The following is a 21,617-nucleotide window of genomic DNA, read 5'->3' on the forward strand; positions in this document are numbered from 1 at the left end:
CCTAAGGTATCCCAGGAAGATGAATGGGTGGGGCGTGCAGGATAACTCGCTTTGCTCGCCCTTCGGGCCGTCGCCGCAAGCGGCTCCGTTGCCTCACCAGTGAGGCTCGAACCTGCTGCAGGTTCGAATCGTTAAGTTCGGCACATAGCAAAAAAGCGCCTTTAGGGCGCTTTTTTACATTGGTGGGTCGTGCAGGATTCGAACCTGCGACCAATTGATTAAAAGTCAACTGCTCTACCAACTGAGCTAACGACCCGCAGAAGTGGTGGGTGATGACGGGCTCGAACCGCCGACCCCCTCCGTGTAAAGGAGATGCTCTACCAACTGAGCTAATCACCCACTTCAGGGCTTCCGGGTTTGCATGAGTGATGATGGTGGGTGATGACGGGCTCGAACCGCCGACCCCCTCCGTGTAAAGGAGATGCTCTACCAACTGAGCTAATCACCCTCATACTCAATGCTTAACAAGATGGTGGGCGATGACGGGCTCGAACCGCCGACCCCCTCCGTGTAAAGGAGATGCTCTACCAACTGAGCTAATCGCCCCGTCTTGTTGGAGTCGCATTATAGGGATAGTTCAATGTGAGTCAACGCTTTTTAAAATGATTTCAACCGTTCGCCGCAAATTTAGACAGGCTGCGAACTTTATCGCCAGCGCCGCCGATTATTTGCACTTTAGCGGCGTAATCACGCCGGAATTTAGATGAAATTCCCGCTGGCAACCTTGCGTCGGCGTTGAGGAATTGCCCCGTGGTGATACAATGTTGCCCACTTTTTTCAATTCCGAGCATGTGTCGGCATCCGTCGGCGCGCATTGCGTAATAAGGCAAGTGATCCCAATGAAAATCAAAACCCGTTTTGCACCTAGCCCAACCGGCTACCTGCACGTCGGTGGCGCCCGTACCGCGCTTTACTCCTGGTTATACAGCCGCCACGCGGGTGGTGAGTTTGTGCTGCGCATTGAAGATACCGATCTGGAGCGCTCAACCCAGGATGCCATCGATGCGATTATGGATGGCATGAACTGGTTGAACCTGGATTGGGACGAAGGCCCGTATTACCAGACCAAACGCTTCGATCGTTATAACGCGGTGATCGATCAAATGCTGGAGCAGGGCACGGCCTACCGCTGCTACTGCTCTAAAGAGCGGCTGGAAGCGCTGCGCGAGCAGCAGATGGCCAACGGCGAAAAGCCGCGTTACGACGGCCGCTGCCGCGACAGTCAGTGCAATCACAGCGCTGATGAGCCGCATGTGGTGCGTTTCCGTAACCCGCAGGAAGGCTCGGTTATCTTTAACGACAAAATCCGCGGCCCGATCGAATTCAGCAACCAGGAGCTGGACGATCTGATCATCCGCCGCACCGACGGTTCGCCAACCTATAACTTCTGCGTGGTGGTGGACGACTGGGATATGGAAATCACCCATGTGATCCGCGGCGAAGACCATATCAACAACACCCCGCGCCAGATCAACATCCTGAAAGCGCTGGGTGCGCCGGTGCCGGAATACGCCCACGTTTCCATGATCCTGGGTGACGACGGTAAAAAACTCTCCAAGCGCCACGGCGCGGTTGGGGTGATGCAGTACCGTGACGACGGCTACCTGCCGGAGGCGCTGCTGAACTATCTGGTGCGCTTGGGCTGGTCCTACGGCGATCAGGAAATTTTCTCTATTGAAGAGATGAAAGCGTTTTTCACGCTGGAAGCCATCAGCAAATCCGCCAGTGCTTTCAACACGGAAAAGCTGCAGTGGTTGAACCACCACTACATTAACCACCTGCCGGCGGAACAGGTTGCCGTGCACCTGGCGTGGCACGTTGAGCAACTGGGGATCGACACCCGCAATGGCCCGGAGCTGAAGGATATCGTCAAGCTGCTGGGCGAACGTTGTAAAACGCTGAAGGAAATGGCCGCTTCCTGCGTTTATTTCTATCAGGACTTCACTGAATTCGACGCTGACGCGGCGAAGAAACACCTGCGCCCGGTTGCGCGCCAACCGCTGGAAGTGGTGCGCGCCAAGCTGGCGGCGATCGCCGATTGGTCGCCGGAAAACGTGCATAATGCCATTCAGGGCACCGCCGATGAGCTGGGCGTGGGGATGGGCAAGGTCGGTATGCCGCTGCGCGTAGCGGTAACCGGCGCAGGCCAGTCGCCGGGCGTGGACGTGACCGTGCATGCCGTTGGCCAGGCGCGTTCATTACAGCGTATTGACCAGGCACTGGCCTTTATTGCGGCGCGCGAAGCGCAAGCTTGATAGCCAGTGGTTGTGCCACAAGCCCTGCGGTGCCATCCGCGGGGTTTTTTTATGCCTGCCGGGCAGGCTCTGCCCCCGTTGTCTGCCCAAAAACGGCTTCACAGGGCCAAAAAAGCCGCTGTGGAAGAAGCCATAATTCCTGATAAATATCAGCCTGTTTTAAAAAATAAGTGGCGCGTTTAGTTTTCAAATTACTGAACTGATTTTTTGTATTCTGCTATTTTTTAATCCCCGCCATCTATCGCACTATTTTCCTACTAATCGGGCCGGTGATGACCGGCAACAGTTGATGTGGGAGACAGCAACGATGGAAAACCAATATCACCAACCTCAGAACGGCAATGAAATGCCGCGTTTTGCCGGGCGTGCAACCATGATGCGCCTGCCTTATTGCAGCGGGCCACAGGGCCTGGACGCCGCGTTTGTCGGTATTCCGTTGGATCTGGGCACTTCCCAGCGTGCAGGCACACGTTACGGGCCGCGCCATATCCGCAGCGAATCGGTCATGATTCGCCCTTATAACATGGCCACCGGCGCCGCGCCGTTCGATTCCCTGCAAGTGGGGGACCTGGGGGATGTGCCGATCAATACCTATAGCCTGCTGAAGTCGGTGGATATCATCGAAGACTACTACACCGAGCTTAACAAATGGCCGCTGATCCCGCTGACGCTGGGCGGTGACCATACCATAACCTTACCGATCCTACGTGCGCTGGCGAAAAAGCATGGCCCGGTCGGCTTGATTCACGTCGATGCCCACACTGACACCAATGACGAGATGTTTGGCGAGAAGATCGCCCACGGCACCACCTTCCGCCGGGCCGTTGAAGAAGGGCTGCTGGATTGCAAACGCGTGGTGCAGATTGGCCAGCGCGCGCAGGGATACACCAGTGAAGATTTTCAGTGGGGCGTCGATCAGGGCTTCCGTTTGATCCCGGTCGAACAGTGTTGGTACCAAAGTATGACGCCGCTGATGGCGGACGTGCGCGCCCAAATGGGCGACGGCCCGGTATACCTTTCCTACGATATCGACAGCCTGGATCCCGCCTGGGCGCCCGGCACCGGCACGCCGGAAGTCGGGGGCTTGACCTCAATACAGGGGCTGGAAATTGTGCGCGGCTGCCGGGGGCTGCAACTGGTGGGCTGCGATCTGGTGGAAGTGTCGCCGCCGTATGATATCAGCGGCATGACTGCCCAGATGGGGGCCAATCTGCTCTATGAAATGCTTTGTGTGCTGCCGGGCGTGGCGCAACGATGAGCCAGGTTAATGAGGTTCAGGCCGCGGCGCAGCGCCTGGTGGCGGCATTCGCCCGTAACGACACGCCGGCTTATTTTGCCGCCTTCACTGAAGATGCCACCTTTATCCTGCACACCCTGGAAGCGCCGTTGCTGAGCCGCACCGCCTATTTGGCGCAGTGGACGGCCTGGCAAAACGCGGGCTTCAGCGTGCTGAGCTGCGTTTCCAGCAATGCCCACGTGCAGGTGCATGGAGACGCGGCGGTATTCCATCATAACGTCGCCACCCAGGTCAGTATTGCCGGGCAGGAGAGCCTGTTGAACGAGATTGAAACCATTGTGTTCAGGCGCACGCCGCAGGGCTGGCTGGCCTGCCACGAGCATTTGTCGGCCTGCAACTGAAATAACGGCGCAACCCCTGAAGCAAGCTGAGGTAATTATGTCACAGTCAACCATGTCCATCGAAACCTTCGGGGTCGAGCAAATACCTGACGATCGGCGTGACGCCACGCCGCTGGATCTTTTCCGCCTGACCTTTGGCGGCGCCAATACCTTTGCCACCTCGGTGCTTGGCAGTTTCCCTATCTTATTCGGGCTCTCTTTCCAGGCCGGCCTGATGGCTATTCTGATCGGTGTCGTGGTGGGGGCGCTGATCCTGGCGCCAATGGGGGTGTTTGGTGCGATCAACGGCACCAACAATGCGGTGTCTTCCGGCGCCCACTTTGGCGTTCACGGGCGCATCGTGGGCTCTTTTCTGTCGCTGCTGACGGCGGTGGCGTTTTTTTCGCTCTCGGTCTGGAGTTCGGGCGATGCCCTGATCGGTGGCGCCCGGCGCCTGGTGGGCGTGCCCGAGAATGATATATCGCTTGGCCTGGCCTACGGCGTTTTTGCCGTGCTGGTGCTAACGGTGTGCATCTATGGCTTTCGCTTTATGCTGTGGGTCAACAAAATCGCCGTCTTCGCCTCCAGCCTGATGTTCCTGCTGGGGTGCTTTGCCTTCAGCAGCACCTTTGATTCTGGCTTTGGCGGCAGCCTGGCGTTGGGCGCGCCTGGTTTCTGGGCCGCGTTTATCGGCGCGGTACTGTTGACCATGAGCAACCCGATTTCATTCGGCGCTTTTCTGGGGGATTGGTCGCGCTATATCCCGCGCAGCACCCCCAAGATACGGATTATGGGGGCGGTGTTTGCCGCGCAGTTGGCCACGCTGATCCCGTTCCTGTTTGGGCTGTGCTCCGCCACGGTGGTGGCCACACACGCGCCGCAGTACCTGGCGGATAACAACTACGTTGGCGGGCTGCTGGCCGTCTCGCCGGTCTGGTATTTCCTGCCGGTATGCCTGATCGCGATCATCGGCGGCATGTCCACCGGCACCACCGCGCTTTACGGCACCGGGCTTGATATGTCCAGCATGTTCCCCCGTTTGCTTAGCCGCGTGCGGGCGACGCTGCTGATCGGCGTGGCCGCCATTCTGTTTATTTTTATCGGCCGTTTTGCCTTTAACCTGGTGCAGAGCGTTTCCACCTTCGCCGTGCTGATCGTTACCTGCACCACACCGTGGATGGTGATCATGATTATCGGGCTGGTTGAGCGCCGCGGTTTCTACCACGCGGACGATCTGCAGGTCTTCACCCGCGGCCAGCGCGGCGGGCGTTATTGGTTTCACCATGGCTGGAACTGGCGTGGGCTTGGCGCCTGGATCCCCAGCGCGGGGGTAGGGCTGTGCCTGGTCAATATTCCCGGGCAATTCGTCGGCCCGTTGGGCGAGCTGGCCGGGGGGATTGATATCAGCCTGCCGGTGACGCTGGGCCTGGCGGCGCTGGCCTATCTCACCTTATTACGCATCTTCCCAGAGCCGGCGGCGGTTTACCGCACAGCGCGCAGTACGCCGCAGGCCAGTCTGAATAACCCGGAAATGACGGAGCCGTTGCCATGATTTATCCCCTCTACATAAACGGCCAATGGCGCCAGGGCCGTGGGTCGACCATCACGGTATTCGAACCGGCGCAGGGCCGGCCGTTGGCCGAGGTTTCCAGTGCGTCAACGGAGGATATTGATAACGCTGTGTGCGCCGCCCGAGCGGCGCTCCCGGCCTGGCGGAAAACACCGGCCGCCGAGCGTGCGCGCCTGTTGCGTGGCTTTGCCGAGCAGCTTGGCCAGCGCCAGGCCGCGCTGGTTGAACTGCAGATGCGCAATAACGGCAAGCCGCGCCATGAAGCGCAGGTGGACATTGATGATGCCATCGCGACCTTTGCTTACTATGCCGGCCTGGCCGAAACGCTGGACGCGCGCCAGAACGTTGGCGTTGAACTGCCGGCACCCGGCTTTACGGCACGTCTGCGCTACGAGGCGCTGGGCGTGGTTGGCCTGGTGGTGCCCTGGAATTTCCCATTGGTGACCAGCGCCTGGAAAATTGCGCCGGCGCTGGCCGCCGGCTGCACCGTGGTGTTGAAAACCTCCGAAATAGCACCGCTGGCCGAACTGGAATATGGCGCCATCGCCGATGAGCTTGGCCTGCCGCCCGGCGTGTTGAATATCCTCAGCGGTGATGGCAACGCCGGCCAGGCGCTGTGCCAGCATCCCGGCATCGACAAACTGTCATTTACCGGCAGCACCGCCACCGGCAGTGCGGTGATGCACGCTGCGGCACAGCGTTGCCTGCCGGTAACGCTGGAATTGGGCGGCAAGTCGCCCATCGTGGTGTTCGACGATTGCGATCTGCCGCAGGCCGTGGAATGGATCGTCGCCGGCATCTGTTGGAATGCCGGGCAAATGTGCTCGGCCACCTCGCGGCTGCTGGTGCAGGAGGGGATTGCCGATGCGTTATACGCCCGGTTGGCGGCGGCGTTGCAGGCCCTGCGGGTTGGCGATCCCCACACTGATGATGTCGAAATGGGGCCGATGGTCAGCGAGCGGCAATGGAACACGGTGCAGGCGTATTTTTCCGTTGCGCGCGATGAGCAACTGCAGTGCCTGGCGGGTGGGGAAGCGCTGCCGCCGCACAGCCGGTTGTGGCGGGAGGAAATTTTCGGGCCGGTGATTTGCGCGCGGCGCTTTAGCGATGAAGCCGATGCCGTTCGCCAGGCCAACGACTGCGACTATGGGCTGGTGGCCACCGTGGTTAGCAGCGATACAGCGCGTGCCGAGCGGGTGGCTGATGCGCTGGATGTGGGGCATGTGTGGATTAACTCGCCGCAGGCGGTGTTTGTCGAAACCTCGTGGGGCGGCACCAAGGGCAGCGGTATCGGCCGTGAACTGGGGCCCTGGGGGCTGGCGGCCTATCAATCCGTCAAGCACGTCACCAGCAAGAACCAGGGCGGTTGAACGTCACGTCGCTCTTAGCCACGGGCGGCGTATTTGTGATTAAATGCCCTGATTTGGCGGCTTTTTCAGCGCTTGAAGGTGGAATTCAATTTAGCCGTTGACATGGTTTATCGGGTTTCATATTATGCGCCCCGTTCACAGCACAAAGTGATTGTGGAACGGGGCTATAGCTCAGCTGGGAGAGCGCTTGCATGGCATGCAAGAGGTCGACGGTTCGATCCCGTCTAGCTCCACCAACCTTTCTTCTCTGGCAGGGTTGGTTGATACCGTAAACACCGGTTAATGTGTACCACATCTGTGGGGCTATAGCTCAGCTGGGAGAGCGCTTGCATGGCATGCAAGAGGTCAGCGGTTCGATCCCGCTTAGCTCCACCAAAATTTAGAAAGCCGGCCTTAGGGTCGGCTTTTTGCTTTCTGAATTTCAAACAGGGTGTTTGTCACTCCGCCTGGTTTATCTTCAAGCTTTCTTCTGGCGTACTAAAAAGAAACCCCCTGCAGGCGCTACGCCTGCAGGGGGCAACATCCGTGGTGCAGGGGGCGGTTAGCCCAGAACCAGGCCGGCGATAGAAGCCGACAGGATGCTCACCAGAGTAGAACCGTAAACCAGCTTCAGGCCAAAGCGGGAAACCACGTTGCCCTGGTGTTCGTTCAGGCCTTTGATGGCGCCGGCAACGATACCGATAGACGAGAAGTTGGCGAAGGATACCAGGAACACGGAGAGGATCCCCTGGCTGCGTGGTGACAGTTCGGTCGCGACCTTCTGCAATTCCATCATGGCGACAAATTCGTTGGAAACCAGTTTGGTTGCCATGATACTGCCGACCTGCAGCGCTTCATGCTTCGGAATACCCATCACCCAGGCGAACGGGTAGAAGACGTAGCCCAGAATTTCCTGGAAGCTCAGGCCGAAGATGGCGCTGAACAGGGCGTTGACGGCGGCGATCAGCGCAATGAAGCCGATCAGCATAGCGGCAACGATAATCGCGACTTTGAAACCTGCCAGAATATATTCACCCAGCATTTCAAAGAAGCTCTGGCCTTCGTGCAGGTTGCCCAGATGCAGCTCTTCTTCTTTACTGGTGTCGTAAGGGTTGATCAGGGAAAGCACGATAAAGGTGCTGAACATGTTCAGTACCAACGCCGCCACGACAAATTTGGCATCCAGCATCGTCATATAGGCGCCGACAATCGACATGGAAACCGTCGACATCGCGGTGGCTGCCATGGTGTACATGCGCTTTTCCGACATCTTGCTCAGAATGTCTTTATAGGCAATAAAGTTTTCAGATTGGCCAAGGATCAGGGAGCTTACCGCGTTAAACGATTCCAGCTTGCCCATGCCGTTAATTTTTGAGAGGACGGTACCGATGATGCGGATGATAAAAGGCAGTACTTTGATGTATTGCAGAATACCGATTAACGCAGAAATAAAGACGATCGGGCAAAGCACCTTCAGGAAGAAGAAGGCCAGGCCTTTATCGCCCATACCGCCGAACACGAAATCCGTCCCTTGTGCTGCGAATCCAAGCAGTTTGTCGAACAGTCCTGCGAATCCTTTCACAAAACCCAAACCAGCTTCCGAATGCAGGAAAAAGTAAGCCAGTAAGATTTCAATAACCAAGAGTTGAATGATATAGCGAATGCGGATGCTTTTACGATCGCGGCACACCACCAGTGCCAGGAACGCGACAACCACCAACGCTAACGCAAAGTGCGCAATATGGGACATATTTGCTCCAAATTTGAGGCGGGCTGAGTTTCGGCTGTCATTTTATGTAACGCCGGGTGTAAAAACGAGACTTCCTTGGCAAATATGAGAAATTATACTGGAATTAGTACAAAATTTAGTACGTGAAAGCATCAAGAATCAAGATGTTAATCATTTCGCATGCTATTTGCGTGCCCAGAGGCATGATCGCCGATAAAATTTTGGATAAACAAAATCATTCAGGATGCCTCAAGGCGGCAAGTCAGTAAGTACCCAGGCGTATAGTTCGGTGGGGTTGTAATCGATTACAACAGAATATCGTCTATCTGCCGAAGTTCTGTTTCGCTGAAGCCCTGCTGGGCCAACATGCCGATCGCATCGTCAATTTGGCTGGTTTTACTGGCGCCAATCAATACCGAGGTGATACCGGCGTGGCGCAGCACCCAGGCCAGCGCCATCTGTGCCAGCTTTTGCCCGCGCTGCTGCGCCAGCAGATTGAGCCGCTGCACCTTTTCCAGCTTTTCCGCGCTCAGGCTTTCCGGCTTCAGGAACGGGCTGGCGCTGGCGGCGCGCGAATCCTGCGGGATCCCTTGCAGGTAACGATCGGTTAATACGCCGCCGGCCAGCGGCGAGAAAGCAATCGCTCCCACGCCATCTTCCTGCAGTGCGCCCAGCAGCTCCGCTTCGGCGCCGCGTTCAAACATCGAGTATTTGGGCTGGTGGATAACGCAGGGCGTGCCAAGCTGGCGCAGAATGCGGAATGCGCGGCGCGCCTGTTCGGCCGGATAGTTAGACAGCCCGATATACAGCGCCTTGCCCTGACGCACCAACAGATCCAGCGCGGCCAGGGTTTCTTCCAGCGGCGTGTGCGGATCGGGGCGGTGGTGATAGAAAATATCGACGTACTCCACGCCCAGGCGCTTGAGGCTTCGATTCAGGCTGGCGACCAGATATTTTTTGGCGCCCCAGTCGCCGTATGGCCCCGGCCACATGGTGTAGCCGGCCTTGGTCGAGATAATCAACTCGTCGCGGTAAGGGCGCAGATCGCTGTTGAGGATACGGCCAAACGTTTTTTCGGCGGAACCGGGCGGCGGGCCGTAGTTATTGGCCAGATCGAAATGCGTAATGCCCAGATCGAAAGCGTGGCATATCAGGCTGCGCGCCTGTTCGTTGGGGCTGGTGTCGCCAAAGTTGTGCCATAGCCCAAGGGAAACGGCGGGCAGCTTTAAGCCGCTGTGCCCGCAGCGGCGGTAGGTCATATCCTGATAACGGAACGCATTTGCCTGATACACCATCATTTCTCTCCTGTTAAATCGGCAACCGCCAGAGTGTATGCGTTTACACCGGGGTCGGAATGCGTGCGCGATCACGCTTGAACACGCTGGGATTATTAATGTTTTTAATGCGGTTGCCGGTTTGCCTGCCGGGCGAGCAGGGATGTAACGCCTGCTTGCCAGTGGCTTTTTGCCGGGAATGTTCGAAATTTGCGTCAGAACTCTGATACTTACTACTGATGACTGTTACTGCGCTGGCCTGTGGCCGCTGCGGTGTCTTGCAAAAACCGTAACTTTCCGGGCTTGGGATCAGATGCGTGGGCAGCCGAAACCTATTTGATGACAGGTGAGGCGCATGAGTAATAACTATACGGTAGCTGACTACCTTCTTGACCGGTTGGTCGAGATAGGCATTGATCATTTTTTTGGGGTACCAGGAGATTACAATCTGCAGTTTCTCGATCATGTGGTCGCGCACCCGCATATCGCCTGGGTAGGGTGTGCCAATGAGCTTAACGCCGCTTATGCCGCCGATGGCTATGCGCGTTGTAAGCCGGCGGCGGCGTTGCTGACCACGTTTGGCGTAGGCGAGTTGAGCGCGGTAAACGGCGTCACCGGTAGCTATGCCGAATACCTGCCGGTGATCCACGTGGTGGGCGCGCCGTCGCTGCGGGTGCAGCACGCGGGTGAGTTGGTGCACCACTCATTGGGAGATGGCGATTTTGGTCACTTTGCCCGCATGGCGCAGGAAGTGACCGTGGCCCAGGCCAGCCTGACCGTGGAGAACGCCGCAAGCGAAATCGATCGCCTGTTGGCCACCGCCCTGTTTGAACACCGCCCGGTGTATTTGCTGTTGCCGAGCGACGTGGCTGAAGCGCCGTTGCCAGTGGTTCATCCGGTGCCGTTGGCGCAGCGGCAACCCACCCTGTGTGAAGCCGCGTTGCAGGCGTTTATCGCCGCCGCGCGGGAAAAATTGCAGCCGGCGCGCCGGGTTTCACTACTGGCGGATTTCCTTGCCGAACGTTTTGGTGCGGCGCCGCTGCTGGCGCAGTGGCTGCAACAGGTGGATATGCCGCACGCCACGTTGCTGATGGGCAAAAGCGTGTTGGATGAGCGCCATCCTTATTTCGTGGGGACTTATGCCGGCGCACCCAGCGCGCCGCAGGTGAAGCAGGCGATCGAAGGCGCCGAAGTGGTGATTAACGTCGGCGTGCGCTTTTCCGATGCGATTACCGCTGGTTTCAGCCACGATCTGCCGGCCGAAAAATGTATCGATATTCAGCCGTTTGAAGCGCGGGTCGGCCGGCAGCTGTTCAGCCAACTTCCCATGCATGCCGCCATCAAGGCGTTGCATCAGCTCACGCTGGAACTGGCGCCGCGCTGGCAACTGCCGGTGATCGCGCGCCCGCCGCTGCCGGATCCCGGCACGCCACGCTTGGATCAGCAAGGGTTCTGGTGCCAGATGCAGGATTTCCTGCGGCCGGGAGATATTGTTCTGACCGAACAGGGCACGTCCAGCTTTGGCGCCGCGAGCCTGAGCCTGCCGTCCGGCTGCCACTTTATCGTCCAGCCGCTGTGGGGCTCGATTGGCTATACGCTGCCGGCGGCGTTTGGTGCCGGTATGGCGCAGCCGGAGCGCCGGGTGTTGCTACTGATCGGCGATGGCTCCGCGCAGTTGACCGCCCAGGAGCTGGGATCGATGCTGCGTTACGGGCTGAAACCGATCATTTTCCTGATCAACAATGACGGCTATACGGTTGAACGGGCGATCCACGGGCCGCAGCAACCCTATAACGACATTGCGCCGTGGAACTGGGCGCAGTTGCCGCAGGCGCTGGCCGGGGAGCAGCCCTGCAAGATCCTGCGAGCGAGCGATCGGCAACAGCTGCGCCAGGCGCTGAGCGAAGCGGCGGATTGTGCGCAGTTAGCGTTTATCGAAGTGGTGCTGCCGAAGATGGATATTCCACCCCTGTTGGATATGGTGTCTCGCTCCATGAATGCACGCAATTCGGCGATCTAGGCGCTATCCAGCAGTTGCTCCAGTAGCCAATACCCCGCCGGCCCCGGCGGGGTGAGTTTCGACCATACCACATCCACTGAGATCATCTTCGGCCAGCCGCGCGGGCGCAGCTCGGTCAATTTTTCATGGCTATATTGCCGCACCAGCCAGCGCGGCAGTACCGCCCAGCCAAAGCCCTGTTCCGCCATTTCCAGCAGCATCAGGTAGCTCGGCGCCGACCACACCGGCCCGCCCGGCCTGGCGGCTTCGGTGCCGGTATAGGTATTCAGATACAGTTGGCGGGTGCGGGCCAACTGCTCCGGGGTGGGGGCGGAAAGCTGCGCCAGTGGGTGCTGACGGGCAACGAACAATCCCATTTCTGTTTGGTTAGGCAGACGGGCGAAGGCGATATCCGGCGGGTAGTTTTTCTGCGTTTCGACCATGCCCAGGTGGGCGCGGCCGCTTTGCAGCAGATCGAGCACGTCGCCATCTTCCGCGATCATGCACTCCAGTTCAATATCCTGATAGCGCTGTTCGAAATTCATCATCATCCGGTCATGGTGCTTGGGCTGGTAGGTATCGGAAAAGACGATGGTCAGGCGTGGTTCGACATTGCCCGCCAGCCGAATGCTTAGCGCGTCAAGCCGTTCGCTGGCGGCGAGGATTTCCTGCACCTGGTTGAGCACCTTGCGCCCGGCGGCGGTCAGCACCGGCTGGCGCCCCTGGCGATCGAACAGCGTCAGCGCCAGATCGGCTTCCAGGTTGGCGATGGCGGTGCTGATGGTGGACTGGCTCTTGCGCAGCTTGCGGGCCGCCGCGGAGAACGAGCCAAGGGCGGCGGCCTCGACAAACGCCTGTAATGCTTCTGGGGAATAACGCATGATCTATCTACTATATCGATGGAACCTATTTTTAACCTACCCGAAAAAGCGATGATAATCACCTGACTTTAAACTCTAATATACCCAAAATAATTCGAGTTGCAGGAAGGCGGCAACGCAGCGAATCCCCAGGAGCTTACTGGAGTAAGTGACTGGGGTGAGCGAGGAAAGCCAACACACCTGCAACTTGAAGTATGAAGGGAATAGTCAGAAAACAGGTGATGTATGCAACTGCAAAACAAGTCTTTCATTGAGCGTATTATTCATGCCGTCGGCTTCGAGGCCATTGCCTTGTTGATCTTCGCCCCGCTGGGCGCGTGGCTGCTCAACCGCCCGATGCTGCAGGTTGGGGCGTTGGCGGTGATGCTGTCGACGCTCGCGATGGTGTGGAACATGGTCTACAACACCGCGTTCGATCGCCTGTGGCCGGTAAACCGGGTGGCGCGTACGCTGAAAGTGCGGGTGTTGCATGCGTTTGGCTTTGAAGGGGGCTTTGTATTGATCGGTGTGCCCATCGCGGCCTGGATGCTGGATATTCCCCTGCTGCGGGCGTTTATACTGGAGATCGGCTTTTTCCTGTTCTTCCTGCCGTACACCATGTTCTACAACTGGCTGTATGACACCGTGCGCCAGCGCTGGTTCGAAGCGCGCGCACCGATCAACTCGGGCACGAAATAAGGCATCGTCAGCCTGGCATGCCTCAGGTAAGATCGGCGGTATATTCGATGGAGCCGAGGGGAGAGTAATGAAAGTATTGGGCCTGCTGGGCGGCATGAGTTGGGAGTCTACCATCCCGTATTACCGCATGATCAACGAACAGGTGAAGGCGCGGCTAGGCGGCTTGCATTCGGCCAAACTCGTGCTCTATAGCGTCGATTTTCAGGAAATTGAGCGGCTGCAGCACCAGGGCGACTGGGCCGGCGCCGGCCAACTGTTGGCCGCTGCGGCCGCATCATTGCGTGCCGCCGGCGCCGAGGCCATCGTGATCTGTACCAACACCATGCACAACGTGGCGGACGTGATCGAACAGGCCAGCGGCCTGCCGTTGATCCACATCGCCGATGCCACTGCGCAACAGGTGCGCCAGCAAGGGATCCGCCGCGTCGGGCTATTGGGCACACGCTTTACCATGGAGCAGGATTTTTATCGCGGGCGCCTGCGGGACCAACATGGCATTGAGGTGGTGACGCCGGCGGCGGCCGACCGCGAGATTGTGCACCGCATTATTTATGATGAGCTGTGCCGCGGGGAGATCCGCGACGCTTCGCGCGAAGAATACCGCCAGATTATCCACCGCCTGGAACAGCAGGGCGCGCAGGGGATTATCTTTGGCTGCACGGAAATCGGCCTGTTGGTCGGGGCGCAGGATGCGGCGGTGCCGGTGTTCGACACCACCGCCATCCATGCGCACGCCGCCGCGGAGTACGCGCTGGCCTAGTCGTCGTGGGGCGGGCGGCGCGTGTTAATCAGCATCAGCGGCTTGCCCGCCAGCACCAGCCAGGCGGGCAGCATCACCAGGCATAATACCGGCAACAGGTGCAGATCCGGCACCACGGCGAGCGCGACAAACAGGCTTAGCCACCCCTCACGTGTGACTACCAGCGCCAACCCCATCACGGCGCAGGAAATGGTGATCGCCGCCGGCACGGCCGGCACGTGCGCATGCAGCATCAACCCTAGCGCCACACCGATGAACAGCGCCGGGAAAATCCGCCCGCCGCGAAAGCCGCAGGCGGCGGCGATCACTAACGCCGCCAGTTTCGCCACGGTGATCGCCAGCAGCGTGTGAACCGACAGGCTATCGTCACCGGCCAACCGCTGTATCTCATTCATCCCGCTAAAAAGCGTAAGATCGCCACCCACCAGACTCAATCCCCCCAGCGCCAGGCCGGCTAAACCCAGCCTCAGCACCGGGTTGCGCAGCGTGTTGAATACGCGGTGCACGCGCGGAAAACACCAGACGGCGATCATACCAAGCGCGACGGCGATCAGCGTGACGATAGCACCGCTGAAAACATCGCCCAGCCGGGGCGTATCGTAGGGCGCGAGCGTTAAGGCGAACTGTGGGGCGGCAAAGGCTTGCGCGGTGAAGGCGCCGGCCGCGGCGGCCATCAGCGGGGCGAACAACCGTTCCCACAGCGGCGCTTCGCTGGCGTTGCCCAGCGTTTGCGCAAAAATCAGCGCTACCGCCACCGGCGTGCCGAACAGGGCGCCGAGGGTGCCGGCGGCGGCGAGGATGATCCAGTCCATCTTCGGTACATTGGGCAACAGGCGGCTGCCGAGCGCGGCCGCCAGCGCGATGTTAATGGCGGTGATAGGGTTTTCCGGCCCCAAGCTGACGCCACCGGCCAGGCCGAGCACCATCGCCAGCACCAGGCCGGGCAACGCGCCAAGCGGCAGCGGCGGGCCGATCAACGATTCAGCCGCCGGATCCGGCCCGGCGTGTCCCGGCAGATAACGAATAACCAGCCCAACCGCCATACCGGTTGCCGGCAGGATAATCAGCGGCCAGCCGGCGCTGCCGGGCGCAATGTGCAGCAACGCAGGGAGATGCTGCCATAACAGAGATTGCAGCGCGCCGGTGGCGGCCAGCAACATCATCAAAACCAGACTGGAGGCGGCGCCGATGACGACGGCGGGCAGGGCGAACGCCAACATGGCATAGGCGCGGGGATGCAGCATGCAGGCTCCTTGTTAAGCGGACAACGGAGTGTTGAAATACCGGCGTGCGCACCCGGCATTCGCCGGCGGCGCAAAGTGATAATACCTGCCGATTGTGCCAATGTTGTCTCACGGTTAACAACCAAACCCACGGCGTTTTTTTGCCGCAATTTGTTTCAATCCGCAGCGGGTAGCGATTTGCTGAACCGTTTTTGTGATCTGGATCGCTATTGGATGGTTGGTCTGCGGATGGTGATTGTTGTTTTCGCGGCGGGATTTTACAGTGTGGGGAGTTAGGGGCTTTATTTACTTTGCGGAGAACACACTGATGACCTATGCCCTCGTTGGGGATGTCGGCGGTACCAACGCTCGGCTGGCGTTATGCACCGTGGCGACGGGTGCCATTACCCAGGCGAAAACCTATTCCGGCCTGGAGTTTGATAGCCTGGAAGCGGTTATTCGCCAATACCTGAAAGAACATGACGTGGCGGTGCAGGATGCCTGCATCGCCATTGCCTGCCCGGTCACCGAAGATTGGGTGGCCATGACCAACCATACCTGGGCATTTTCGATCAAGGAAATGAAGGCCAATCTGGGGCTGAATCATTTGGAAGTCATCAATGATTTTACCGCGGTGTCGATGGCGATTCCGATGCTGGGCGATGACGACGTGATCCAGTTCGGCGGCGGCCAGCCGCAAAAGGGCAAGCCTATTGCGGTCTATGGCGCCGGCACCGGGCTTGGCGTGTCCCACCTGGTGCACGTCAACCGGCGCTGGGTTAGCCTGCCGGGCGAGGGCGGCCACGTGGATTTTGCGCCGAACAGCGAAGAGGAGGATTTGATCCTTGAGGTGCTGCGCGCCGAAATCGGCCACGTTTCGGCCGAGCGAGTGCTCTCGGGGCCGGGGCTGGTGAACCTCTACCGGGCGATCGTTAAAGCGGACAACCGCCTGCCGGAAAAACTGGCGCCGAAAGACGTCACCGAGCGTGCGCTGGCAGACAGCTGCACCGATTGCCGCCGCGCGCTGTCGCTGTTTTGCGTGATCATGGGGCGTTTTGGCGGCAACCTGGCGCTGAATCTCGGGACGTTCGGCGGCGTTTATATTGCCGGTGGCATCGTGCCGCGCTTTATGGCGTTTTTTAAGGCTTCGGGCTTTCGCGCCGCATTTGAGGATAAAGGGCGCTTTAAGGATTATGTCCACCCGATTCCAGTGTTCATGATTACCCATGCGCAGCCGGGGCTGCTGGGCGCCGGCGCCCATCTGCGCCAGACGCTGGGGATGCATTTGTAACCGCTGGCCGTTACCCAAAAGAAAAAGGATGCCGCCGTTTGGCCGCATCCTTTTTTTTGGCGGGTTCGAATCAGGCGTTAGCCTGCGCCAACTGCGGGCGTTCGCCGCTTTGCGTTTTGTCGCTGCTGCCGTGCGGCGCCTTAATGAACAGCGTAATCAGCAACGAGGCGATGGACAGCGCCGTAATCACAATAAAAGTGGCGTGGAAGCCGCCGAAGTATTTGGCGATGAAAGAACCCGCCATGGCGCCCAGCCCAAACCCCTGATAAATGATGCCGTAGTTCTTACTGTGGTTTTTCATCCCGAAGAAGTCACCGATAATGGCCGGGAAAACGGTAATGTTGCCGCCGAAGCAGAAGGCCACGGCGCCCACGCACAGGAAGAAAGCGGTATGGCTGAGGTGGAAGACGCTCAGGGCAACCACCGCCAGAATGGTAACCAGCATAGTGAAGCTGATCACCCGCATGCGGCCGACTTTATCCGACAGTGTGCCCAGGATGATGCGGCCGGCGGTGTTGCAGATGGCCACGGCGGAAACGGTGTTGGCCGCGGTGGCCAAATCCATGCCGGTCAGTTGCACACCCATGTCTTTGACAATGCCGATCAGGTACAGGCCGCTCATGCAGGCGCTAAAGAAAATAGCGAACAGCAGATAGGCTTCTTTGGTCGCCAACATTTGGCGCACGCTGTAATCACTGTGCGGTGCGCTGGATTGGCCCGCTGCACTCTGGGTGCTGGCCGGCTCTTTCAACCACAGCGAGCCGAAAACGATCAGCGCCATAATGATCGCGCCCCAGTAGAAGAATGCCGCAGACACGCCGGCGCCGGCGATCAGCGCGGAGTTCACGTATTTAAACAGCAGGCTGCCACAGCCGAACGCGCCGACCGAAATGCCTGAAATCAGCCCTTTGTTGGCTGGGAACCATTTGATCAGGTTCGATAGCGTAGAAATATAGGCGATCCCCACCGCCAGGCCGACGATCACCCCGGCTAGCAGGTAAATCATGGTCAGTGAGCTGACGTAGGCGCTGGCGATCAACCCCAGGCCAACCAGCACCCCGGCCGCCAGGGTCAGGTTGCGGATGCCGAAACGTTCTTGCAGCTTGCCGGCAAACAGCGTGGAGAACGCCAGGAAGAAGCTGGTGATGGAGAACGTGGTGGCCACATCGCCCAGCCCCCAGTGGAACTTATCCACCAGCGGTTGGTTGAACAGGCTCCAGGTGTAGATAGTGCCCAGGCCCATCTGGCAAATGATGGTGCCAAAAACGATTAAGCTACGATTTACCGGTTTGATGCTCATCGGCCGGTCTCCTTCCTCTGTAATAACGCGCCGGAATAGCGGCGGGTGGTTCGGGGCGGGTAGCCTGCGAAAGCCCCGCGGTATGGGCTTATTATAAAGGGGGCGTCGGTATGGAATGCCGGTTCGGGAATGAGCTGCCGCCGCAGAGGAATGAAATGCATCAGAGGCTGCATGAAGTGCCGATTTTGGGCCGAAAAGGGCGCGAAATACCGCCGTTGACATGTGATCTACATCAAACATATCAACAATTTATTGGGTGCCGGCGGCGGTGAATTGTATGAAAAATGTGAAGATTGGGGCGCTAAGACGTAAATTGGTATTGTTCCTATAGAGCGGCGCAGGGGGCCGCTCTATGTTGTCTGCAACCGGACCATGTCCGCAATGCAGGAGTAGAAAGAATGAAGAAAGTATTGCTATTACTGGCCGTGCTGTTGCCATGGCCAATGATCAGCCATGCGGATATCTCCATCGGTGTGAGTGTGCCAGGCGTATCGTTGCATATCGGCGATCGCGATGACCGTGGTTATTACTGGGACGGGGGGCGCTGGCGCGAGCCCGGTTGGTGGCACCGGCATTATCCGCCGCGTGACGGCTATTATTATGCGCCGCCGCCACGTGTCTATTACGTGCCGCCGCCACCGCCGCCACGTGGATGGCGTGATCGCCCGCCGCACCGGGATTATCACGACCACGATCATCACCATGATCGCGACGATCGCCGTGGTCCGCCGCGGTAGTAACGAATTAGATGCGCATTAATTTGCGGAACTCTTTCACTTTGCTGCGGCTGACCGGCACCTCAAACTCCAGGTCGCTCAGCCGCAGAATATAGGTGTTGTTGAACCACGGAACGATCTCGCGGATTTTCGATAAGTTGACGCAGTAGGAGCGGTGGCAGCGGTAAAAATGTTCTTCCGGCAGCCTGCTGTAAAATTCGGTGATGTTCATTGGCATGACGAATTCTTCACGCCGGGTATATACCCGCGTGACCTTTTCATCAGCGGCGGCATAGTAGATATCGTTGATATCCGTCACGATGATGCGTTCATCTTTCACCAGGTTGATGCTGTGACCGCCACGGCTGGCCGGAAGGGCTTGTTCCGCCGCGCTGGCGGCCTGCCGGCTGTGCAGCGCCTCAAGTTTTTGCAGCATGGTGACGATGCGTGCCTCATGGTACGGTTTGAGGATGTAGTCAAAAGCTTCGATCTCGAAGGCTTCAACCGCATGTTCCTTGTAGGCGGTAATAAAAATAATCGCCGGGCGGTGGGCGAATTTACTGATGTTCTGCGCCAGCAGCACTCCGTCCAGCGAGGGAATATTGATATCCAGGAAAATGGCGTCCACCTGGTGGTTTTGCAGGTATTTCAGCACGTCCAGCCCATCTTCAAAGGTGGCTTCAATGGTGATATTGCTGTGCTTTTTTATCAGGTAGCTCAACTCTTCCTGCGCAAGGAATTCATCTTCGACAATAATGGCTTTCATGGTTGTTCCCCCGCGGTTTCTGCCTGCAGTTTGCTGCCGTTTCTGGTGACATAAAACACAATTTCGGTGCCCGGTTCCAGGCGGCGGATACACAGCCCCTTGCCGTACAGTAGTGAAACCCGGTGGTGCACGTTCAGCAGGCCGATGTTGTGGCCTGGCACTTCGTTGCGCGCAACGCGGTCGATCACCTGCTGCTCAATACCATTGCCGGTATCTTTTACCGAAATCCGGATGCATTCCCCCTGATCTTTCACCGCGATCACCACCACCCCTTTCCCCTTGCAGGGCTGGATGCCGTGAACGATGGCGTTCTCTACCAGCGGCTGGATCAGCAGGCTGGGGATGCGCACCGAAATATCATCATCAATGTCGTAAATCACCGTCAGCTTGCTGCCGAAGCGCGCCTGTTCAATTGCGATGTAGTCCTGGATTTGGTGCAGCTCTTTGCGGATATCAATAAATTCGTCGTTTAATTCAAGATTGTACCGCAGGTAGCGCGACAGGTTGATAATCAGCTGGCGCGCGGTATCCGGGTTCAGACGAATTGACGAGGAAATGGCGTTCAGCGCGTTGAACAGGAAGTGGGGGTTGATTTTGCTTTGTAGCGCGCGCATTTCCGCTTTATCCGCCATTTGGCGCAGGTGTTCAATGCGCGAAACTTCCATCTGGGTGGAGATGATTTGCGACAGGCCGACGGCCATGACCTTCAGCGTATTGGTGATCTGGTGCGCGTGGCAGTAGTAAATTTTCAGCGCACCGGACACGTTGCCTTTTTCCCACAGCGGGATCACCAACTGCGAGTGGATCTGCGGCGTGGCCGGGTTTTCCAGGTTGTTTTTGATGATGATTTTGCCGTGCCGGATGCTTTCGCGTGTTACGCGGCTAAGCCCTTCGCGCCCGATGGGGTAGGCCTCCTGACCAACCCCAACGTAGGCCAGCACCTGGTGCGTATCGGTCATCGCCACCGCGTCGGCCTTGATGTCATGGCGGATAATTTCACAGATGGTGGCCAGCGCTTCGCTGTTAACGTTGCGGAAATAGGGCAGGGTTTTGCGTGCGATATCCAGCGCCAGCTTGGCCTGGCGGGCGGCGATCACTTCTTTTTCATCTTCCACGCTTTGCACCAGCAGCACGATCAGGCCGATACACACCGTGCCCAGGATCATCGGCAGCGCAATCTTGGAAACGATATCCAGCCCGAGCGATGTGGGGGTTGCCCACAGCACAATCAGCAGCATAGTCAGGCTTTCGCACAGCATGCCGCCGACGATCCCGGCGCGCCAGCGCTGCTCTTTTTTCACCTTCAGGTTGATATAGCCGGCGCTGATGCCCGCGATAATGCTGGTGATCAGGCAGGGCACAGACGTAATGCCGCCAATATCAATTAAATAGCGATGCAGCCCGGCGATCACCCCGGTGATGATGCCAACCCACGGGCCGAACAGAATGCCGCCGGCCATGATGGCGATCACCCGCACGTTAACCAGCGAGCCTTCAACGTTGATGCCGGAATAGGTACTGAACAGGGCGAACAACGAAAAGATGGCCGTGACCGCCGCCAGTTCCAACGGCGTGTGTTCTTCTTTCTGCAATAGCTGGCGGAACAGCCGGGTGCGGGTGAGGAAGAACAGGCAAATCAACATCAGGGCGGCGCGATCAAACACCGCAAGCAGCATTTCAAAAAACGGGTGCACAGGGCGCTCTCGCTGTAGCAAAAAGAGAAAGCGAGTATATATGAGAGCGTGCGGCGGGCAAACCGCCGCACGGTGCGGGTTATTGCAGGCCGGCCGTATTTTGCCCAACGGCGTTCGTTTTCCCGCGCGGGAACACTTCACTGTGCAAAAATACCATATCGTCGGCGGCCTATCGCAAATAGAGGAAGCCTTAGTTAAGAAAAGGGGATGTAGTTTTTGCCCGATTGGCTGCGCTTTTCCATCACCGTATCGCACCGCTTACCTGCGGAAACGCCATCCCGCAGGCATGACGTAATGTTTCCTGCCACGCTAATAACAGGTAATTACTCACAAAGTCCGGTTATGTTGTTGTTTTACGGGTGTTAGTCAGTCTTTGCGATTATTGAGGTAATAAATAAATGCTATTCATACGGAACTTCCTCTTTTAGTTTCTGCCAGTGCGCTCATATAAACGTTGCGTTGGGTATGGCTGCCGATGACCAGCCTTGAGGCGTGCCGGCGTGGACATCGTGACA

Annotated in this window: 18 protein-coding genes and 6 tRNA genes; 12 read left to right on the top strand and 12 right to left on the bottom strand. The window is 58.2% G+C overall.

Annotated features, from left to right (window positions below; translation table 11 throughout):
* Positions 1 to 180: 180 nt before the first annotated feature.
* From AC559G_RS02690 to AC559G_RS02710, 5 genes are all read right to left on the bottom strand, one after another.
* Positions 181 to 256, bottom strand: a tRNA-Lys gene (locus AC559G_RS02690).
* Positions 257 to 263: 7 nt separating this feature from the next.
* Positions 264 to 339, bottom strand: a tRNA-Val gene (locus AC559G_RS02695).
* 33 nt (positions 340 to 372) lie between these two features.
* Positions 373 to 448 (bottom strand) — tRNA-Val (locus tag AC559G_RS02700).
* A 22-nt stretch (positions 449 to 470) separates the two neighbouring features.
* Positions 471 to 546, bottom strand: a tRNA-Val gene (locus tag AC559G_RS02705).
* A gap of 62 nt (positions 547 to 608) precedes the next feature.
* Positions 609 to 791 carry a hypothetical protein gene (locus AC559G_RS02710; protein ID WP_462614062.1) on the bottom strand — a complete coding sequence of 61 codons (183 nt, stop codon included), beginning with the start codon at positions 789 to 791 and terminating at the stop codon, positions 609 to 611.
* Positions 792 to 839: 48 nt separating this feature from the next.
* Between AC559G_RS02710 and gltX the strand changes: the two genes are divergently transcribed.
* The 7 genes from gltX to AC559G_RS02745 all read left to right on the top strand — a co-directional run bounded on the left by gltX (position 840) and on the right by AC559G_RS02745 (position 7,187).
* Positions 840 to 2,255, top strand: a complete 1,416-nt coding sequence (gene gltX, locus AC559G_RS02715) for a glutamate--tRNA ligase (RefSeq protein WP_438599569.1) — start codon at positions 840 to 842, stop codon at positions 2,253 to 2,255.
* A gap of 307 nt (positions 2,256 to 2,562) precedes the next feature.
* The gene (gene speB, locus AC559G_RS02720) at positions 2,563 to 3,513 is read left to right on the top strand and encodes an agmatinase (RefSeq protein ID WP_498911108.1); all 951 of its coding nucleotides are present in this window, start codon (positions 2,563 to 2,565) and stop codon (positions 3,511 to 3,513) included.
* Entirely contained in the window at positions 3,510 to 3,893 is a 384-nt protein-coding gene (locus AC559G_RS02725; protein WP_462614061.1) for a YybH family protein, read from the top strand. Before speB ends, AC559G_RS02725 begins: the two co-directional genes overlap by 4 nt.
* A gap of 37 nt (positions 3,894 to 3,930) precedes the next feature.
* The gene (locus tag AC559G_RS02730) at positions 3,931 to 5,424 is read left to right on the top strand and encodes a purine-cytosine permease family protein (RefSeq protein WP_498911110.1); all 1,494 of its coding nucleotides are present in this window, start codon (positions 3,931 to 3,933) and stop codon (positions 5,422 to 5,424) included.
* Positions 5,421 to 6,812: an aldehyde dehydrogenase family protein gene (locus tag AC559G_RS02735; RefSeq protein WP_498911112.1), complete on the top strand. Its 1,392-nt coding sequence runs from the start codon at positions 5,421 to 5,423 to the stop codon at positions 6,810 to 6,812. The genes AC559G_RS02730 and AC559G_RS02735 overlap by 4 nt, the downstream gene beginning before the upstream one ends.
* Positions 6,813 to 6,972: 160 nt before the next feature.
* Positions 6,973 to 7,048 (top strand) — tRNA-Ala (locus AC559G_RS02740).
* 63 nt (positions 7,049 to 7,111) lie between these two features.
* Positions 7,112 to 7,187 (top strand) — tRNA-Ala (locus tag AC559G_RS02745).
* A gap of 166 nt (positions 7,188 to 7,353) precedes the next feature.
* Here AC559G_RS02745 and AC559G_RS02750 read toward each other — a convergent pair.
* Both AC559G_RS02750 and AC559G_RS02755 read right to left on the bottom strand, forming a co-directional pair.
* A complete protein-coding gene (locus AC559G_RS02750) occupies positions 7,354 to 8,541 on the bottom strand; it encodes a NupC/NupG family nucleoside CNT transporter (protein WP_095847866.1) in 1,188 nt (395 codons plus the stop codon).
* 284 nt (positions 8,542 to 8,825) lie between these two features.
* Entirely contained in the window at positions 8,826 to 9,815 is a 990-nt protein-coding gene (locus tag AC559G_RS02755) for an aldo-keto reductase family protein (RefSeq protein WP_498911273.1), read from the bottom strand.
* 334 nt (positions 9,816 to 10,149) lie between these two features.
* Here AC559G_RS02755 and AC559G_RS02760 point away from each other — a divergent pair, with 334 nt between their 5' ends.
* Positions 10,150 to 11,814 carry an alpha-keto acid decarboxylase family protein gene (locus AC559G_RS02760; RefSeq protein WP_498911115.1) on the top strand — a complete coding sequence of 555 codons (1,665 nt, stop codon included), beginning with the start codon at positions 10,150 to 10,152 and terminating at the stop codon, positions 11,812 to 11,814.
* Here AC559G_RS02760 and AC559G_RS02765 read toward each other — a convergent pair.
* Positions 11,811 to 12,674 (bottom strand): LysR family transcriptional regulator, encoded by an 864-nt coding sequence (locus AC559G_RS02765; RefSeq protein ID WP_416260581.1) that lies wholly within the window; start codon positions 12,672 to 12,674, stop codon positions 11,811 to 11,813. The genes AC559G_RS02760 and AC559G_RS02765 overlap by 4 nt on opposite strands.
* Positions 12,675 to 12,899: 225 nt before the next feature.
* Between AC559G_RS02765 and AC559G_RS02770 the strand changes: the two genes are divergently transcribed.
* Both AC559G_RS02770 and AC559G_RS02775 read left to right on the top strand, forming a co-directional pair.
* Positions 12,900 to 13,352 carry a multidrug/biocide efflux PACE transporter gene (locus AC559G_RS02770; RefSeq protein WP_095847870.1) on the top strand — a complete coding sequence of 151 codons (453 nt, stop codon included), beginning with the start codon at positions 12,900 to 12,902 and terminating at the stop codon, positions 13,350 to 13,352.
* A gap of 67 nt (positions 13,353 to 13,419) precedes the next feature.
* Positions 13,420 to 14,112 carry an aspartate/glutamate racemase family protein gene (locus AC559G_RS02775; RefSeq protein ID WP_095847871.1) on the top strand — a complete coding sequence of 231 codons (693 nt, stop codon included), beginning with the start codon at positions 13,420 to 13,422 and terminating at the stop codon, positions 14,110 to 14,112.
* Here the strand turns inward: AC559G_RS02775 and AC559G_RS02780 are convergent.
* Entirely contained in the window at positions 14,109 to 15,356 is a 1,248-nt protein-coding gene (locus AC559G_RS02780; protein WP_498911118.1) for a voltage-gated chloride channel family protein, read from the bottom strand. The two genes, AC559G_RS02775 and AC559G_RS02780, sit on opposite strands and share 4 nt — an antisense overlap.
* 304 nt (positions 15,357 to 15,660) lie before the next feature.
* On the opposite strand from AC559G_RS02780, the gene glk reads away from it, so the two are divergent.
* Positions 15,661 to 16,626, top strand: a complete 966-nt coding sequence (gene glk, locus AC559G_RS02785; RefSeq protein WP_121554527.1) for a glucokinase — start codon at positions 15,661 to 15,663, stop codon at positions 16,624 to 16,626.
* Between the two features lie 70 nt (positions 16,627 to 16,696).
* On the opposite strand, the gene AC559G_RS02790 is transcribed toward glk, so the two are convergent.
* Entirely contained in the window at positions 16,697 to 17,926 is a 1,230-nt protein-coding gene (locus tag AC559G_RS02790) for an OFA family MFS transporter (RefSeq protein WP_498911120.1), read from the bottom strand.
* Between the two features lie 398 nt (positions 17,927 to 18,324).
* Here AC559G_RS02790 and AC559G_RS02795 point away from each other — a divergent pair, with 398 nt between their 5' ends.
* The gene (locus AC559G_RS02795; RefSeq protein WP_498911122.1) at positions 18,325 to 18,663 is read left to right on the top strand and encodes a DUF2502 domain-containing protein; all 339 of its coding nucleotides are present in this window, start codon (positions 18,325 to 18,327) and stop codon (positions 18,661 to 18,663) included.
* Positions 18,664 to 18,670: 7 nt separating this feature from the next.
* On the opposite strand, the gene AC559G_RS02800 is transcribed toward AC559G_RS02795, so the two are convergent.
* Together AC559G_RS02800 and AC559G_RS02805 are read right to left on the bottom strand one after the other, a co-directional pair.
* The gene (locus AC559G_RS02800; protein ID WP_498911124.1) at positions 18,671 to 19,408 is read right to left on the bottom strand and encodes a LytR/AlgR family response regulator transcription factor; all 738 of its coding nucleotides are present in this window, start codon (positions 19,406 to 19,408) and stop codon (positions 18,671 to 18,673) included.
* A complete protein-coding gene (locus AC559G_RS02805; RefSeq protein ID WP_498911275.1) occupies positions 19,405 to 21,084 on the bottom strand; it encodes a LytS/YhcK type 5TM receptor domain-containing protein in 1,680 nt (559 codons plus the stop codon). The genes AC559G_RS02800 and AC559G_RS02805 overlap by 4 nt, the downstream gene beginning before the upstream one ends.
* Between the last annotated feature and the right edge of the window lie 533 nt (positions 21,085 to 21,617).

Source organism: Gibbsiella greigii, assembly GCF_039540155.1.
Taxonomy (GTDB): domain Bacteria; phylum Pseudomonadota; class Gammaproteobacteria; order Enterobacterales; family Enterobacteriaceae; genus Gibbsiella; species Gibbsiella quercinecans.

What these genes read in the sequence shown, in the direction of transcription:
- AC559G_RS02755 (WP_498911273.1), bottom strand. Translation starts at nt 9,815, where the DNA reads ATGGTGTATCAGGCAAATGCGTTCCGTTATCAGGATATGACCTACCGC.
- AC559G_RS02805 (WP_498911275.1), bottom strand. Translation starts at nt 21,084, where the DNA reads ATGCTGCTTGCGGTGTTTGATCGCGCCGCCCTGATGTTGATTTGCCTG.
- AC559G_RS02735 (WP_498911112.1), top strand. Translation starts at nt 5,421, where the DNA reads ATGATTTATCCCCTCTACATAAACGGCCAATGGCGCCAGGGCCGTGGG.
- AC559G_RS02730 (WP_498911110.1), top strand. Translation starts at nt 3,931, where the DNA reads ATGTCACAGTCAACCATGTCCATCGAAACCTTCGGGGTCGAGCAAATA.
- AC559G_RS02775 (WP_095847871.1), top strand. Translation starts at nt 13,420, where the DNA reads ATGAAAGTATTGGGCCTGCTGGGCGGCATGAGTTGGGAGTCTACCATC.
- AC559G_RS02760 (WP_498911115.1), top strand. Translation starts at nt 10,150, where the DNA reads ATGAGTAATAACTATACGGTAGCTGACTACCTTCTTGACCGGTTGGTC.
- AC559G_RS02765 (WP_416260581.1), bottom strand. Translation starts at nt 12,674, where the DNA reads ATGCGTTATTCCCCAGAAGCATTACAGGCGTTTGTCGAGGCCGCCGCC.
- gltX (WP_438599569.1), top strand. Translation starts at nt 840, where the DNA reads ATGAAAATCAAAACCCGTTTTGCACCTAGCCCAACCGGCTACCTGCAC.
- AC559G_RS02710 (WP_462614062.1), bottom strand. Translation starts at nt 791, where the DNA reads ATGCTCGGAATTGAAAAAAGTGGGCAACATTGTATCACCACGGGGCAA.
- AC559G_RS02800 (WP_498911124.1), bottom strand. Translation starts at nt 19,408, where the DNA reads ATGAAAGCCATTATTGTCGAAGATGAATTCCTTGCGCAGGAAGAGTTG.
- speB (WP_498911108.1), top strand. Translation starts at nt 2,563, where the DNA reads ATGGAAAACCAATATCACCAACCTCAGAACGGCAATGAAATGCCGCGT.
- AC559G_RS02725 (WP_462614061.1), top strand. Translation starts at nt 3,510, where the DNA reads ATGAGCCAGGTTAATGAGGTTCAGGCCGCGGCGCAGCGCCTGGTGGCG.
- AC559G_RS02780 (WP_498911118.1), bottom strand. Translation starts at nt 15,356, where the DNA reads ATGCTGCATCCCCGCGCCTATGCCATGTTGGCGTTCGCCCTGCCCGCC.
- AC559G_RS02750 (WP_095847866.1), bottom strand. Translation starts at nt 8,541, where the DNA reads ATGTCCCATATTGCGCACTTTGCGTTAGCGTTGGTGGTTGTCGCGTTC.
- AC559G_RS02770 (WP_095847870.1), top strand. Translation starts at nt 12,900, where the DNA reads ATGCAACTGCAAAACAAGTCTTTCATTGAGCGTATTATTCATGCCGTC.
- AC559G_RS02795 (WP_498911122.1), top strand. Translation starts at nt 18,325, where the DNA reads ATGAAGAAAGTATTGCTATTACTGGCCGTGCTGTTGCCATGGCCAATG.
- AC559G_RS02790 (WP_498911120.1), bottom strand. Translation starts at nt 17,926, where the DNA reads ATGAGCATCAAACCGGTAAATCGTAGCTTAATCGTTTTTGGCACCATC.